The 14418-nt window shown below is 67.2% G+C and carries 13 protein-coding genes and 2 tRNA genes; 4 read left to right on the plus strand and 11 right to left on the minus strand.

What is annotated here, in order from left to right; all coding sequences use genetic code 11:
• Positions 1–245: 245 nt before the first annotated feature.
• The 3 genes from HPA02_RS03170 to gltX form a co-directional block, all read right to left on the minus strand.
• Positions 246–321 (minus strand) — tRNA-Glu (locus HPA02_RS03170).
• A 24-nt stretch (positions 322–345) separates the two neighbouring features.
• Positions 346–421 (minus strand) — tRNA-Ala (locus HPA02_RS03175).
• A gap of 226 nt (positions 422–647) precedes the next feature.
• Positions 648–2129 carry a glutamate--tRNA ligase gene (gltX, locus tag HPA02_RS03180; protein ID WP_146801630.1) on the minus strand — a complete coding sequence of 494 codons (1482 nt, stop codon included), beginning with the start codon at positions 2127–2129 and terminating at the stop codon, positions 648–650.
• 132 nt (positions 2130–2261) lie between these two features.
• On the opposite strand from gltX, the gene HPA02_RS03185 reads away from it, so the two are divergent.
• Positions 2262–3002, plus strand: a complete 741-nt coding sequence (locus tag HPA02_RS03185; RefSeq protein ID WP_146801631.1) for an SDR family NAD(P)-dependent oxidoreductase — start codon at positions 2262–2264, stop codon at positions 3000–3002.
• Positions 3003–3014: 12 nt separating this feature from the next.
• On the opposite strand, the gene HPA02_RS03190 is transcribed toward HPA02_RS03185, so the two are convergent.
• Positions 3015–3914: a LysR family transcriptional regulator gene (locus HPA02_RS03190; RefSeq protein ID WP_146801632.1), complete on the minus strand. Its 900-nt coding sequence runs from the start codon at positions 3912–3914 to the stop codon at positions 3015–3017.
• Between the two features lie 419 nt (positions 3915–4333).
• Between HPA02_RS03190 and HPA02_RS18375 the strand changes: the two genes are divergently transcribed.
• The gene (locus HPA02_RS18375; RefSeq protein ID WP_232341026.1) at positions 4334–4849 is read left to right on the plus strand and encodes a helix-turn-helix domain-containing protein; all 516 of its coding nucleotides are present in this window, start codon (positions 4334–4336) and stop codon (positions 4847–4849) included.
• Between the two features lie 9 nt (positions 4850–4858).
• On the opposite strand, the gene HPA02_RS03200 is transcribed toward HPA02_RS18375, so the two are convergent.
• The 3 genes from HPA02_RS03200 to HPA02_RS03210 form a co-directional block, all read right to left on the minus strand.
• Entirely contained in the window at positions 4859–5416 is a 558-nt protein-coding gene (locus HPA02_RS03200) for a hypothetical protein (protein ID WP_146801633.1), read from the minus strand.
• Between the two features lie 90 nt (positions 5417–5506).
• A complete protein-coding gene (locus HPA02_RS03205) occupies positions 5507–5818 on the minus strand; it encodes a TraR/DksA family transcriptional regulator (RefSeq protein ID WP_146801634.1) in 312 nt (103 codons plus the stop codon).
• Between the two features lie 73 nt (positions 5819–5891).
• Positions 5892–6086 carry a hypothetical protein gene (locus HPA02_RS03210; RefSeq protein ID WP_146801635.1) on the minus strand — a complete coding sequence of 65 codons (195 nt, stop codon included), beginning with the start codon at positions 6084–6086 and terminating at the stop codon, positions 5892–5894.
• A 230-nt stretch (positions 6087–6316) separates the two neighbouring features.
• On the opposite strand from HPA02_RS03210, the gene dusA reads away from it, so the two are divergent.
• A complete protein-coding gene (gene dusA, locus HPA02_RS03215; protein ID WP_146801636.1) occupies positions 6317–7324 on the plus strand; it encodes a tRNA dihydrouridine(20/20a) synthase DusA in 1008 nt (335 codons plus the stop codon).
• On the opposite strand, the gene HPA02_RS03220 is transcribed toward dusA, so the two are convergent.
• Complete coding sequence (locus HPA02_RS03220) at positions 7317–8354, minus strand: succinylglutamate desuccinylase/aspartoacylase family protein (RefSeq protein ID WP_146801637.1); 1038 nt, start codon at positions 8352–8354, stop codon at positions 7317–7319. The genes dusA and HPA02_RS03220 overlap by 8 nt on opposite strands.
• A 166-nt stretch (positions 8355–8520) precedes the next feature.
• Here HPA02_RS03220 and HPA02_RS03225 point away from each other — a divergent pair, with 166 nt between their 5' ends.
• The gene (locus HPA02_RS03225; protein ID WP_146801638.1) at positions 8521–9135 is read left to right on the plus strand and encodes a TetR family transcriptional regulator; all 615 of its coding nucleotides are present in this window, start codon (positions 8521–8523) and stop codon (positions 9133–9135) included.
• Between the two features lie 7 nt (positions 9136–9142).
• Here the strand turns inward: HPA02_RS03225 and HPA02_RS03230 are convergent, their stop codons facing one another.
• The 3 genes from HPA02_RS03230 to HPA02_RS03240 all read right to left on the minus strand — a co-directional run bounded on the left by HPA02_RS03230 (position 9143) and on the right by HPA02_RS03240 (position 14304).
• A complete protein-coding gene (locus HPA02_RS03230; protein ID WP_146801639.1) occupies positions 9143–9817 on the minus strand; it encodes a hypothetical protein in 675 nt (224 codons plus the stop codon).
• A 129-nt stretch (positions 9818–9946) separates the two neighbouring features.
• Positions 9947–13123 (minus strand): efflux RND transporter permease subunit, encoded by a 3177-nt coding sequence (locus HPA02_RS03235; protein ID WP_146801640.1) that lies wholly within the window; start codon positions 13121–13123, stop codon positions 9947–9949.
• On the minus strand, positions 13120–14304 hold the full coding sequence (locus tag HPA02_RS03240; protein WP_232341025.1) for an efflux RND transporter periplasmic adaptor subunit: 1185 nt from the start codon (positions 14302–14304) through the stop codon (positions 13120–13122). The genes HPA02_RS03235 and HPA02_RS03240 overlap by 4 nt, the downstream gene beginning before the upstream one ends.
• Between the last annotated feature and the right edge of the window lie 114 nt (positions 14305–14418).

Below are 14418 nucleotides of genomic sequence, written 5' to 3' on the forward strand. Positions count from 1 at the left end.
AGCTATTGATTTTAAAAGGATAAAATAAGAATCCCCGCAACCATGCGGCTCGATGCCGGGTTGTGCACAGGGTGACAGAAGGATGACAGCCGAGGTGGACAACTCAAGAGGGTTGTCAAGCCCGAGCAGGGAGAATTCGAGGAGAAGCCGGCTGGAAAGCTCCCGCATGGATCGGGGCCGACCCGGAATCGAGAGACAAAAAAAACGCCTTTCGGCGCCGGTCTTGCTTGGAGTGATGTGGAAAGTGGCGTCCCATAGGGGGTTCGAACCCCTGTTACCGCCGTGAAAGGGCGGTGTCCTAGACCACTAGACGAATGGGACGCATCTTCCAGACTCTCGAGATGGTGGTGGAGCCTAGCGGGATCGAACCGCTGACCTCAACACTGCCAGTGTTGCGCTCTCCCAGCTGAGCTAAGGCCCCGCATCTCGTGAAGACGAGGCGTATAGTACTGATCTCCCTCGCCTTCGTCAACAGTAAAACGTCAATTTCCTGCTGCGCTCGCGCCCTTTGTGAAAAGCTGGCCGCCGGCGGTGCCGGTGCGCCGGCCCGGTCGTCTCCCATGTAGCGGGCTACACTCCGGGAGCTGCGCTCCGGCGGCGACCAGCCTAACTTCGCTCGCGACGGAAATATGACGCCTTCCCGTCCTTTACTTGAGCTCGCGGAATTCCTTCTCCAGGCGCTTGGCCTGCTTCTTGGAGACGCCCCCCAGCACGGCGATGGCGTGGCGCAGCCGGGCGCGGGTCATGTCCGAGCCGAGGATCGCCATGGCATCCAGTACCGAGGTGGAAGTGGCGGAGCCGGTCACGGCGATAAACACCGGCGCCAGGAAGGCCTTCATCTTCAGCTCGAAGACCTCGGCCAGGGCCTTGACCTCCACCAGCAGGCTCTCCTTGTCCCAGCGCGAGACGCCTTCCAGGCGCCACACCAGGAACTGCAGCAGGCGCACCAGCTCGTCGCGCTCCAGCTTGACGCTCGCGAAGCTGGACTCATCGATGGCCGGCAGGCCGGAGAAGAAGTGGCCGGCCAGCGGCATCACCTCGGAGAGGGTCTCCACCCGCGGGCGCACCTGGGGCAGGATCTCGCGTACATAGGCCTCGTTGAAGGCCCAGTCGCGTAGCGCCTGGAGGAAGGCGTCGTCGTCCAGGTCCTCGCGAATATAGAGGCCGTTGAGCCAGGTCAGCTTCTCCAGGTCGAAGACCGGCCCGCCCAGGGAGACCCGCTCGACATCGAAGTGGGCCATCATCTCATCGAGGGAGAACTTCTCCCGCTCGTCGGGCATCGACCAGCCCATGCGGCCCAGGTAGTTGGTCACCGCCTGGGGCAGGAAACCCATGCGCCGGTAGTAGTTGATGGAGGTCGGGTTCTTGCGCTTGGAGAGCTTCGACTTGTCCGGGTTGCGCAGCAGCGGCATATGGCACAGCTCCGGCATCTCCCAGCCGAAGTACTCGTAGAGCAGCTGATGCTTGGGGGCGGAGTTGATCCACTCCTCGCCACGCAGCACATGGGTGATGCCCATCAGGTGGTCGTCCACCACGTTGGCCAGGTGGTAGGTGGGCATGCCGTCGGACTTGAGCAGGATCTGGGCATCCACCTGGGCCCAGTCCACCTCGATCACCCCGCGCAGGCGATCCTTGACCCGGCAGGTGCCCTCGGTGGGGACCCGCATGCGCACCACATAGGGCCAGCCCTCCCGCTCGCGGCGCGCCGCCTCTTCCTCGGGCAGGGCCAGGTCGGCGGGCTTGAGGGCCATCTGCAGGCCGGCGGCCTTGCGCGTCTCGCGCAGCTCGTCGAGCTCCTCGCTGGTGCGGTAGCACTTGAAGGCGTGGCCGGCGTCGAGCAACTGGCGGGCGTACTCGGCGTAGATATCGCCCCGCTCGCTCTGCCGATAGGGCCCATGGGGGCCGCCCACGTCGGGCCCCTCGTCCCACTCCAGGCCCAGCCAGCGCAGGGAATCGAGGATCATCTGCTCCGACTCGGGGGTGGAGCGCTCGCGGTCGGTGTCCTCGATGCGCAGGATGAACTGTCCGCCCTGCTGGCGGGCGAAGCAGAGGTTGAACAGGGCGATATAGGCGGTGCCCACATGGGGGTCGCCGGTGGGGGACGGCGCGATACGGGTACGTACGGTCATCTCGGAATCCATTGGCTAGAGAGGTGATGTCCTGGAGGGCGATTATACGCACTCGTCCCCTCTCCAGCAGCCATCGGAACCCGGCCCCGCCGCGGCGGTCTCCACAGGAGTCCACTGCCACGAGGAACACCTATGCTAGCCAACCTGCCCGACGGCTTCACCGCCCTGGTGACCGGCGCCTCGGGGGCCATCGGCGGCGCCGTGATTCGGGCGCTGCTGGCCGATTCCCGCCCCGCTCGGGTGATCGCCGTCAGCCGCCGGCCCGCCCCCCACACCCTCGCCGATGCCCGCCTGACCTGGGTCGAGGCCGAGGTGGCGAGCGAAGCGGGACGCCGGGCCATCGCCGAGGCCCTGGGCGATATGCCCCTGCACCTCTGGTTCAATGCCATCGGTATCCTGCACGAGGGCGAGACCTTTCCGGAAAAGCGCCTGGAGGAGCTCGATGAAGCCGCCTTGCAGCACCTCTATCGGGTCAATGCGATCACCCCGGCGCTGCTGCTCAAGACGCTGCACCCGCACCTCAAGGGAGATCACCCGGCCATCGTCGCCAGCCTCTCGGCGCGGGTCGGCTCCATCGCGGACAACCGCTTGGGGGGATGGTATGGCTACCGGGCCAGCAAGGCCGCCCATAACATGCTGATGCGCACCGCCGCCGTGGAGCTCAAGCGGCTGAATGCGCAGAGTTGTGTGCTCTGCCTGCACCCCGGCACCACCGACAGCGCCCTCTCCCGCCCCTTCCAGGCCCGGGTGCCCGAGGGCAAGCTGTTCACTCCCGACTTCGTCGCCGAGCGGCTGCTCGAGGTCATCGGTCAGCGCCGCGCCGAGGAGAGCGGCAGCTTCTGGGACTGGGCCGGCGAGCCCATCCCCTGGTAGGAGCGGAGTGCCCTACAGCACCAGGTGCTCGTGGAACCAGTCGGTGATGAAATCCAGGTAGGCCCGGGTCTTGTCGGGGAGGTACTTGCGGGAGCGGAACAACACCAGCATGCTGCCGTGCTCGTTCCAGTAGGGCTGCAACAGCGGCACCAGGCGCCCCTCCTCCACCGCGGCGCGCGCCGCGAAGGTCGGCAGGTAGGCCAGGCCGAAGCCCGCCTTGGCGGCCTCCACCACCCCCAGCAGGTTATTGATCACCAGCCGCGAATGGGGCTCCACGTCCAGGGGCTGCCCATTGAGCGAGAAGCGCCAATGGGCGCCCAGGTCGTAGTTGCCGTAGAAGACGGTGTCATGCCGGGCGATATCCTGGGGGTGGTGCAGCGGCTGGTGGATTCGCGCCAGGTAATCCGGCGCCGCATAGAGGCCATAGACCACCTTGCATAGCGGCCGCGAGACCAGACTGGAAGGCGGCAGCGGGCCCATGCGGATGGCCAGGTCCACGGCGTCGTCGATGGGCTCGAAACGCTGATCCTCGAGCAGGATCTCCACCGCCACGTCCGGATAACGGCGCATGAAAGCGGTGGTCGGCTCGGCCAGGTACATGAACCCGAAGCTGACCTGGGCACTTACCTTGAGCTGGCCGCGGGGCCGCGCCGTCACCGACTGTACCTGGGCCTCCGCGGCGGCCAGCTCCTCGCGGATGCGCAGGCCGTGCTCGTAGTAGATCTGTCCCGCCTCGGTCAGGTGCAGTGAGCGGGTGGAACGGTTGAGCAGGCTAACGCCCAGCTCCTCTTCCAGGGCCGCCACCCGCTTGGAGGCCAGCGACTTGGAGATGCCCAGGCGGCGTGCCGCGGCGGTAAAACTGCCGCTACGCACGACCTCCACGAAAACCTTGAGCGCATCCAGGGTCGCCACCGCGGCCTCTCCTCTATCGGGCTCCCACCGAGCCTGTGTTCAGGAAATGTTTCCATTATGGAAACACTAGTTTTCGATTGTACCCACTTATTCCGCAAATGCCGACTGACTATACTGGCCCTGCCTGCCGAGACGAGCCGCTGCTCCCTCGACGGGTCAACGCCATCGGGCCGGTCACGGCCGGCCTGGATGACGCCTTCAGTGCATATTTGCTTTGCGCGCTGCCGGATGTTGATCGACAACCGGCGCGCTTTTCTTTTTGCTCCTGCCCCCTGTCCAGCCCCCCGGAACAAACGCAACTTAACGCATCCGTCGTTGTCACAGCAGCGGTGTCGACTTATCGTTGACCCTTCGTGGTCGGCCCCCTGGGCCCCGATACGCCGCAACCTTCCCCCTTTTCACGCTGACGAGAGACTTCGATGGAATCGCTCGGTCCCCGAATCAAGCAGCTTCGTTTACACGCCCAGCTCAACAAGGCCGCCCTGGCTCGCCGGGTCGGCGTCTCCGATGTCACCATCTCCTACTGGGAATCGGGTGCCATCAAGCAGATCGGTCACGAGCGCCTGGTAGCCCTGGCCGAGGCCCTGGGCTGTCCGTTGAGCCAGTTGCTGGATGATGGCGCCCTCGGTGGCCAGCAGCCGCTGCGCCTCTCCCACCACCTGCCGCTACCCTGGAGCGCTCAGGGCGCCCCGACCCTGATGCTCGACGGCGAGAAGGCCGCCGCTTACCTGGTCGCAGCGGCCGGCGACGAGGCCTTCGAGGCCCTACCTGCCGGCGCACTGGCCGCCATCCGGCCACTCAGCCTCTTTCAGGGAGCGGGACTCTATCTGGTGGAAGTCGAGGGACGACTGGACCTGTATCGCCTGGAGGCCGAGCCCGAGGGACTCGACCTGCATGGCAAGGTGGTAGCGCGCTGGGCCCGCCTCGAGGAGTGACCCCCGCACTCAGCGATGGCTCAGCTCATAGGGGACCTGGTATTCGATGACTCGCCCCAGCCCATGACCGGACTCCCGCACCCAGTCACCACTGAGGTGTTCGCCCCGCTCGCCGATTAGCGCCCGAACCTCGGGAGGCTGCACGCTGGCCGGGGACATGCTCAGCTGCAGGGTATAGCGGCCCGCCGCCAGGCCGCTGCCGGGCCCGAGGGGCCCCGCCTCGAAGTTGCCGTCTTCGCCGACCTGGAGGCGCTGACGCCAGCTGACACCGCTGGCCTCGCGAATCACCACCAACTGGAGGCGAGAGCCCTCGGGCAGGTTGGTCGCCCCGGAAACATCTAGCCGCCGGTCGTCCCGGGGCAGCGCCGAGAGGCTGACACGAATCGGCTCGTCCAGCACCGCGACCGGCTCCGCGGGATCGCGGGCGTCGGTCGCCCTAGGGGCCGCGCCTTCACCACCGCCGGCAGTGGATGAAGATGCCGGAGGCTCTGCCTCGCCACCACAACCGGCCACGCTCAGCAGCAAGGCCATCGCCGCTAGCCAGGACAATCGGCGCCTCGCCTCCATGAAATACCTCCCGAGAGTTCAGTGCCTCTCTAGACTACCACCGCCCCCGGTCGTTCGTTCCAACGCCCCGCGTCGCCGAGCCCCGGGGGCTCAGGCATCGGCGCACGCCAGACAGCGGGTGGTATAGGGCAGGGCCATCAGGCGACGCGGATCGATGGCTCCACCGCAGCGCTCGCAGGTCTCGCCTTCCCCCGCGTCGAGGCGCGCCAGGGCATGCAGGACCTGCGCCAGCTCATCGCGGGCCTCCCGATCCAGGGCCTCCACCACCTCATCGTTCTGTACCTCCCCCGCCTGCTCGCGGCTGTCCTTGTCCAGTACCCGCCGCTGATGGGTCTGATAGCGCGCCAGGCGCGCCTCCAGGTCATCCCGCAACCGCCTGAGGACCTCGTATCGCTCGCTCATGCTGACCTCGCACTCTCTGGGTTCCTTGTGGTGATAGCACAACGGCACCGCATCGATCCTGTCCTGAGTCAACTCAAGCGGGATCGCCGATCACGCCCAGCCACAGCAACACGGCCACGAAGGCCATGGCCAGCCCGAAGGCCAGGCCCATGGCCAGCAGTTGACGTAACAGCCAGGGCTGGCCCCGCCGCCCCAGGGCGATGGAGATACCCAACCAGGCAGCCACGAAGATCACGAACATAGCGGCACTCGCCAGGGACTCGGCCATCTCTCGTCTCCTCAATCATTCCACGGAGGCGCCGTTATACCCAGCCGGCTCCGCCCAAGCCAGCCGCCGTCGCCCATAGCCCCTATCCGCCCACGGCATACGCCGGCCGGTGATGTCCGTCCCTGGGGCAGGCCCCGGCCCTCGCGCCCCGGCAAGCGCTGACTCACCCCTCGCATCCCGCGGCGGGGCTGGTAGAATGGCTGCCTCTCCCGCTCGACCCCGTGATGCCGATGCCCCGACTCGACCGTACCTTCTCCGTCGCCCCGATGATGGAATGGACCACCCGCGACTATCGCGCCTTCGCTCGCACCCTGAGCCGGCGCGCGCTGCTCTATACCGAGATGGTCACCAGCGGGGCCATCCTGCATGGCAGCCCCCGGGAACGCTTCCTGGGCCATGACCCGGTGGAGCATCCGCTGGCCCTGCAGCTAGGCGGCAGCGATGCCGGCGAACTCGCCGAGTGTGCGGCCATCGCCGAGGCCTGGGGCTATGATGAGGTCAACCTCAACGTGGGCTGCCCCAGCGATCGCGTCCAGAACAACCTGATCGGCGCCTGCCTGATGGGCCACCCCGACAAGGTGGCCGCGGCGGTCAAGGCGATGCGCGAGGCGGTGTCGATTCCGGTCACGGTGAAGTGCCGCATCGGCATCGACGATCAGGACGAGGACGCCGACCTGGCGCACTTTATCGATGTCGTGGCCGATGCCGGCTGTGACACCTTTATCGTGCATGCCCGCAAGGCCTGGCTGCAGGGGCTCTCCCCCAAGGAGAACCGCGATATTCCGCCCCTCAACTACCCCCGGGTGCACCGCCTCAAGGCCGAGCGGCCGGCACTGCATATCGGCATCAACGGCGGCATCAAGACCCTCGATGAGTGCCGCGAGCAGCTCGCGCACGTGGATAGCGTGATGGTGGGCCGCGAGGCCTACCAGAACCCCTGGCTGCTGGCCGGCGTGGACGCGGCCCTCTATGGCGAGCCTGGCCCCGCGGCGAGTCGCCACGCCGCGGCCCGGGCCTTCCGTCCCTATATCGCCCGGCGCCTCGCGGAGGGTGCCAGGCTCAATCACCTGACCCGCCATCTGCTAGGACTCTTCCAGGGCTGCCCGGGAGGGCGCAAGTTCCGCCGCCACCTCTCCGAGCATGCCCATCGCGACGGCGCGGGCCTGGCGGTCTTCGACGATGCCCTGGGCCTGGTCCCGGAAGGCACAGCGGCGCCCGCCACCGCCCTGGCTACTTGAGGTTGAGGCCCTCGGGCAGCGATTCGTAGTCGGACTGGAAGGTCTCGATGGCGCTCTCCGCCTCCTCGATGGCATCGAAGCGAGCCACATGGAAGAGCGCCTCCCCCTCGTTGGCCAGGGGCAGGTTGCTCATGCCGATCACGATACCGTCGGCATTGGCCAGCACTTCCCCCTCCACGTTGCCGAAGGGATCCGCCACCACCCCCAGCAGCTCGCCCTTGCCCACTCGGGCGCCGAGACGCACCTTGGGACGCAGGATGCCGTCGATAGGGGCCCGGGCCCAGCTGGAACCATTGGCGACCTCGGCGGCGGGGGGCGTGGCCCGACGCCGGTCGCTGCTCAGCATGCCGATACTGCGCATCACCCGACGCACGCCGCGCACCCCGGGGGCAATCGCCCACTCGTCGAAGCGCAGCGCCTCGCCGGCTTCATAGGTAAGCACCGGCACGCCATTACCCTGGGCATAGTGACGCAGGCTGCCCTCGCGCAGCTCGGCATTGAGGATCACCGGCACGCCGAAGGCCATGGCCATGGCCTCGGTCTCCCCTCCCGGGGTCAGCTGAGCGCGGATCTGCGGCAGGTTGGTGCGGTGAATGGCGCCGGTATGCAGGTCGATGATATGGGTCGCCAGGTCGACGATCTGCTCGCGGAACAGCGCCGCCACCCGGGAGCCCAGGGAGCCCGCCTCGCTCCCCGGGAAGCAGCGGTTGAGATCACGGCGATCGGGCAGGTAGCGGCTGTGCTGGACGAAGCCGAAGACATTGACGATGGGCACGGCGATCAGGGTACCGCGCAGGCCGCGCACGGCACTGGAGCGCAGCAGGCGGCGTACGATCTCCACGCCATTGATCTCGTCGCCATGAATGGCCCCGCACACCAGCAGTACCGGCCCGCTCTGGCGGCCGTGAATCACCTCCACCGGAATATGCAGGGGGGCATGGGTATAGAGCTTGGCCACGGGGACATCGATCTGGGCCCGGGCGCCGGGGGCGACCCGTACGCCGGCGAGTTCGAAGGGGGCACGCGCCATGGAACACTTCCTATCTCAAGAGGCTGGCTTCCTTATACGCCTCCTCGCCCGCCGACACGAGCCTTGGCCATCAACGCCGGCAACTCCTTATATATACAACCATGAATGTAAGTTTACCGGGGCCTAGGGTAAACTGGAGCGACTCCCCGCTCCCTCGAGACCCATTATGGCCCGAAAGACCAAAGCCGAAGCCGAAGCCACCCGCGAGGCCCTGCTGGACGCCGCCGAGGCGGTATTCTACGCCAAGGGGGTGGCCCGCACCTCTCTGGAGGAAATCGCCCGCCAGGCCGGCATGACCCGGGGTGCCCTCTACTGGCACTTCAAGAACAAGGGCGACCTCTTCACCGCCCTGTTGGATCGCGTGCGCCTACCCTTTCAGGAACTGGTGGAAGAGGTCGGTACCGAGAGCCATGGCGACTCGCCCCTGGAGGCGATCCGCCTGGCCTGCCACAAGGGCTTCGTGCGCCTGGCACGACCCCGCTACCAGCGGGTCTATTCGATCCTGGTGCATCGTTGCGAGTTCTTCGGCGATATCGATCCCATCGCCATGCAGAACAGCATGGTCGACGAGTCCTGCGGTGCCCTGGAGGAGTATTTCCAGTGTGCCGCCGCCCGGGGCCAGCTGCGCGAGGACATCACCCCCGCGCTCGCCGCCCAGCTACTGCAGGCGGCCCTGGGTGGCCTCTTCCACGACTGGCTGCGCAATCCCGAGGAGTTCTCCATCGAGGCCCGTGGCGGCGAACTGGTGGATACCCTGCTGCGCCTGCTGAAAGGCGCCTGAGGTCACCTCAATGGGAGGCGGCCCGGCCACCATTCGGCCGCCGCCCGCGACGCAGTCGCCGCAGCCGCGCCCGGGCCTCCTCGAACTCCTGTAATGGCACGCTGCGGTAGCGCTCCTCGTCGGCCAGGTACTTCACCAGCACCCGGCGCTCCCCGGCCCGGGGCAGGCCTTCCGCCTTGCCGTGCAGGCGCACCTCATGGGCCGGATCATCCACCAGGGTCGCCCGGGTACAGCCATCCTCGTCGCAGTCGGCGCCGACCACCACCGTCTCCCCCAACAGGCAGCGTTTGCCTCCATGGCGGTGGAACCAGGGGTGCAGGGCGCGGCAGAGCCCGGCGGCCAGCGGCGAGGCCAGGGCCAGGGCCCCCCATAGCACCGCCACCCCGACCGGAATGCGCAACAGCCCCAAGGGCAGCCAGCGCAGGACCAGCAGTTCCAGGGCCAGGGTCAGGGCTCCGGCGATCGCCAGCAACACCGTCAGGGCGACGCTGGCCGGGACGCCGGCGAAGCCCAGCGCCACCAGGGTACTGGCCAGGTGATCCCCCTTGAGGCTGTCGTGCTCGAAGCACTCCAGGGGCACCAGGCGCAGGATCACCAGCAGCCAATAGAGAAGCAGTAGCCCCAGGGCCAGGGTAAAGACCCCCAGGGGGAAGCCGAGCAGGACGTGAATCAGGGCATCCATGGCGCGCTCCTTGGTCGGTACTTAGCCGACAAAGTAGTTTTCTCTAATTAGCGTAGACCATGCCCGCGGGCGGCCCATAAAAAAACGCGGGCCCCACCGGGGCCCGCGTCGTCGCTGGCGATACTCGCCTCAAGGGGAGGACTTCTCCTCCAGGGCCGGCGGTGCTTCTTGCCCGAAGAAGCGCTCCCGCAGCCAGGTGGAGACGCTGGCAATCATGGCGTAGAAGCTGGGCACGAAGCAGCTGCCCAATACCGCCACCGCGGCCATGCCCACCGCCACCGTGGTACCGATATGGTGGCTGCTGACATCACTGGCACCGGTGGCCAGGGCCAGCGGCAGGGTCCCCAGGATAAACGCCAGGGAGGTCATCACGATGGGGCGGAAACGCAGCTGCGCCGCGGTGATCGCCGCCTCGCGAATCGACTTACCGTGGCGCCGCTGCAGCTCGGCGAACTCGACGATCAGGATGGCGTTCTTGGCCGCCAGGCCCACCACCACCAGCATGCCGATCTCCACATAGACGCTGGTATCGAGCCCGCGCAGGGCGATGCCGGCGATGCCCCCCAGGAAGGCGAAGGGCGTCGAGGTCAGCACCGCCAGCGGCAGCGACCAGCTCTCGTACTGGGCGGCGAGGATCAGGAACACCATCAGGATACCGAAGACGATGGCCAGCGCGGCGGTGTTGCCCAGCTGGCTCTCCTGATAGGCGGTGCCGGTCCAGCCCATGCCCCAGCCACTGCCCAGGGTCTCGTCCACCACCTCCTCCATGGCGGCGATGGCCTGGGTGGAGCTGTAGCCCGGCGCGGCGCCGCCCTGGAACTGGGCCCCCAGGTAGACGCCGAAGCGCGACACCACCGCCGGAGCGGTCTGGCGCTCCAGGGTCACGAATTCGGAGAGCGGGATGCGCTCGCCGTTGCCGCCGCGCACATAGACACTGCCCAGGTCATCCGGGGTGCGTCGGAACTCGTCCTCATTCTGCAGGTAGACCTGGAAGTTGCGGTTCTGGTAGCTGAAGAAGTTGACGAAGCCGTTGCCGAAGGTGTTCGACAGGGTGGCATTCAGGTCCTCCAGGGCCACGCCATAGCTCAGCGCCTTCTGCTGATCGATCTCGGCGCGGAAGGAGGGCACATTGACGTTGAAGGTGGTGAACACCTGTTGCAGCACCGGATGCTCGTTGGCCGCCTGCATCACCTGCAGCGACGCCTGGAACAGCTCCTGGGGCGAGGCCCCCTCGAAGGACTGCAGGTAACCGGTGAAGCCACCGGTGGTCGACAGCCCCATGATCGGCGGCATATTGAAGGCCATCGCCGAGCCCCCCTCGATCTGGGCCCCCAGCTGCATGATGCGCCCCACCAGCTCGTCGGCGGTCAGCTCGCGCTCGTCCCAGGGCAGCATGTTGACGAAAATGATGCCGCGGGCGGTATTCACCGAGCTGGAGAGGATGTCGTAGCCGGCCACCGCCGAGGAGTACTGCACCCCGGGGATCTCCTCGATCCGCTCGCTGAGCTCGGCCATATAGGCCCGGGTACGCGCCAGCGAGGCGGCATCCGGCAGCTGCACCGCGGCCAGCACGATGCCCTGATCGGTCTCCGGCACCAGGGTCGCCGGGGTCTTCTGATAGAGCCACCAGGAGCCCGCCCCCACCAGGACGGTGAGCAGCAGTGCCAGGCCCCAGAAGCGCACCAGGCCCTTGACCACCCACATGTAGGCGGCGGTGATGCCGGCGAAGAGCCGATCGAAGAGGCGCAGCGGCGTATGCAGGGCCCGCATCAACGGCGACTGCGCCAACTGCGGCTTGTGCTTGATGAAGATCGCCGACAGCGCCGGGGTGAAGGTCAGCGCCATCAGCGCCGAGAAGGCCACCGAGACCGCCACGGTGATGGCGAACTGCTGGTAGATCTGCCCGGTGAAGCCGCCCAGGAAGGCCACCGGCACGAAGACCGCGGCCATGATCAGGGAGGTGGCGATGACCGGCCCGCCGACCTCCTTCATGGCCTGGATGGTGGCCTGGCGCACGCTGATCTCGTCGTCTTCGCCCAGCACCCGCTCGACGTTCTCCACGACCAGGATGGCGTCATCCACCACGATGCCGATGGAGAGCACCAGGGCGAAGAGGGTCAGCAGGTTGATCGAGAAGCCGAACAGGTAGAAGCCGGCGAAGGTGGCCAGCACCGAGACCGGCACCACCGACATGGCGATCACCGTGAAGCGCCAGTTCTGCAGGAAGATAAACAGGATCACGCCGACGATCAGGAAGGCTTCGATAAAGACGCCCTTGACCGTCTCCACCGAGGCATCGATGAACTGGGTGGTGTCATAGGGCACCACCTGCTCGAGTCCCGGCGGGAAGCGCGAGGCCAGTTCGGCCATGGTAACGCGCACCGCCTCGGCGGTCTCCAGGGCATTGGCTCCGGGCTGCTGGTTGATGATGATCGGCGTCATGGTGCCGCCGTTGAGACGCGCCTCCACCCCGTAGAAGGAGGCCCCCAATTCGATACGCGCCACATCCGCCAGGCGCAGCGCCGAGCCATCCGGGTTGGTGCGCAGGAAGATCTCGCGGAAGTCGTCGACGCTGGAGAGGCGTCCACCGGCGGTGATGGTATAGGTGTAGGCCCGCGGCTCGCCCTGCGGCGTGGCCGCCAGGCTACCCGCCGGCACCTCGGTGTTCTGGGCACGAATCGCCCGGGCCACCTCGCTGGGCGTCAGGTCGTACTGGGCCAGCTTGTCGGGATCCATCCACACCCGCATGGCGAACTCACCGCCCCCCAGCACCTCGGCGCTGCCGACGCCAGGCACCTGGCGCAGCTCGTCGAGGATATTGAGGGTGGCGTAGTTCTGCATGTAGATGCGGTCGTAATCCTCCTCGGGGGAGATCAACGCCACCAGCATCAGGATCGAGCTGGAGCGCAGCTCCACCGTCACGCCCTGGGCCTGCACCGCCTCGGGCAGCCGCGACAAGGCCCCCTGCACCCGGTTGTTGACGTTGATGGTGTTGATATCGCCATCGGTGCCGATATCGAAGGCCACGTCCAGGCTCATGGAACCATTGTCGGCGCTGTTCGAGGTCATGTAGAGCATGTTCTCGACGCCGTTGATGGCCTCCGCCAGGGGCGCGGCCACCGTCTGCGCCACCGTCTCGGCATTGGCCCCGGGGAAGCTGGCCTGCACCGAGACGGTGGGCGGCACCACGCTGGGGTACTGCTCGATGGGCAGCACCCGCATGCTCATCACCCCGATCACGGTGAGGATGATCGCCAGCACGCTGGCGAAGATCGGCCGCTTGATAAAGAAGTTGGAGAAGGTCATGAGGCGCCGTCCTCGGCGGCCGCGGCCGGCTCGGACGGTGCCTCATCCGCGCTCGCCTCGAGCCCCGTGAAGGATTGCGGGTCGATGGGCGTGCCCGGCTGCAGGCCGGCGGGGTCCCCCACCACCACCCGATCGCCGGGTTCGAGGCCCTCGCGAATGATCTGCCAGGGACCCGCCGCCTCGCCCAGGGTCACGGTGCGTGCCCGGGTCAGGTTCTGCTCGTCCAGCACGAAGACCTGGGGCCCCATCAGGCCCTGGGTCACGGCGATCTCGGGCACCGCCATCACCTCGAAGCGCTTGAGCCCCTCGATGCGCACCCGCACGAACTGCCCCGGCAGCACCGCCGCCTGGGCGTTGGCGAAGACCGCCGCGGCCTGGACGGTGCTGGTGCCCTCGTCGACCCGCGACCCCAGGAAGCTCATGCGCCCGCGCAAGGCGTCCTGCCCCGGCACGGCCAGGCTCGCCTCGACGCTATCGAGGGGCTGGTCCGCGAGCTGACGGCGCAGCTCCAGGGCCTCCCGCTGGGGCAGCTGGAAGCGCACCTCGAGGGGGTCCAACGGGGTGATGGTGGCCAGCTCGGTGCCGGCATTGACCAGGTTGCCCACATTGACCTGGCTGAGCCCGATCTGTCCCGCCACCGGCGCGGTGACCTCGGCGTAGTCCAGGTCGATGGTGGCGCTGGCCAGGGCGGCCTCGGCCTGAGCCACGCCGGCGCGGGCCACGCCCAGCTCGGCGCGCGCCTGATCCACCTGCTGGCGGCTCACCGAATTCTGGCTCAGCAGGCGCTCGAAGCGCTCGGCATCGCGCTGGGCACGGGCCAGTTCGGCCCGGGCGCTCTGCAGGTCGGCCTCGCGCTGATTGACCTGGGCCTGGTAGAGGTCCGGCTCGATGGTGAAGAGGCGCTGCCCCGCCTCCACTCGTTCCCCGGGCTCGAAATGCCGGGCCTCCAGGAAGCCGGTGACCCGGGCCACCAGGGTCACCTCATCGTCGCTGCGCAGCAGCGCCGGATAGGACTTCTCCAGGGGCAGGTCGCGGTAGGCCATTTCCATGACCGGCTTGGGCTGCGGCGGACGCTCGCCGGCCCCGTCCTGCGGCGGAGCCTGCTCCTGGCCACAGGCGGTCAACAGCAGCAGTGACGCCGCCAATAGGCCAAGCAGGCCATGACGCGTGAATCGTTGCATGACGTGGTTCATCCCTGTGTCAACGGAAAGATGCGCGAAGATTACATTCATCCATGTATGGATGTAAATGTTAGAGGACTAATCATTCGTTTCGTGGGCGCTCGCCGATCTCCA

Source organism: Bisbaumannia pacifica (genome assembly GCF_007989625.1).
Classification (GTDB): domain Bacteria; phylum Pseudomonadota; class Gammaproteobacteria; order Pseudomonadales; family Halomonadaceae; genus Bisbaumannia; species Bisbaumannia pacifica.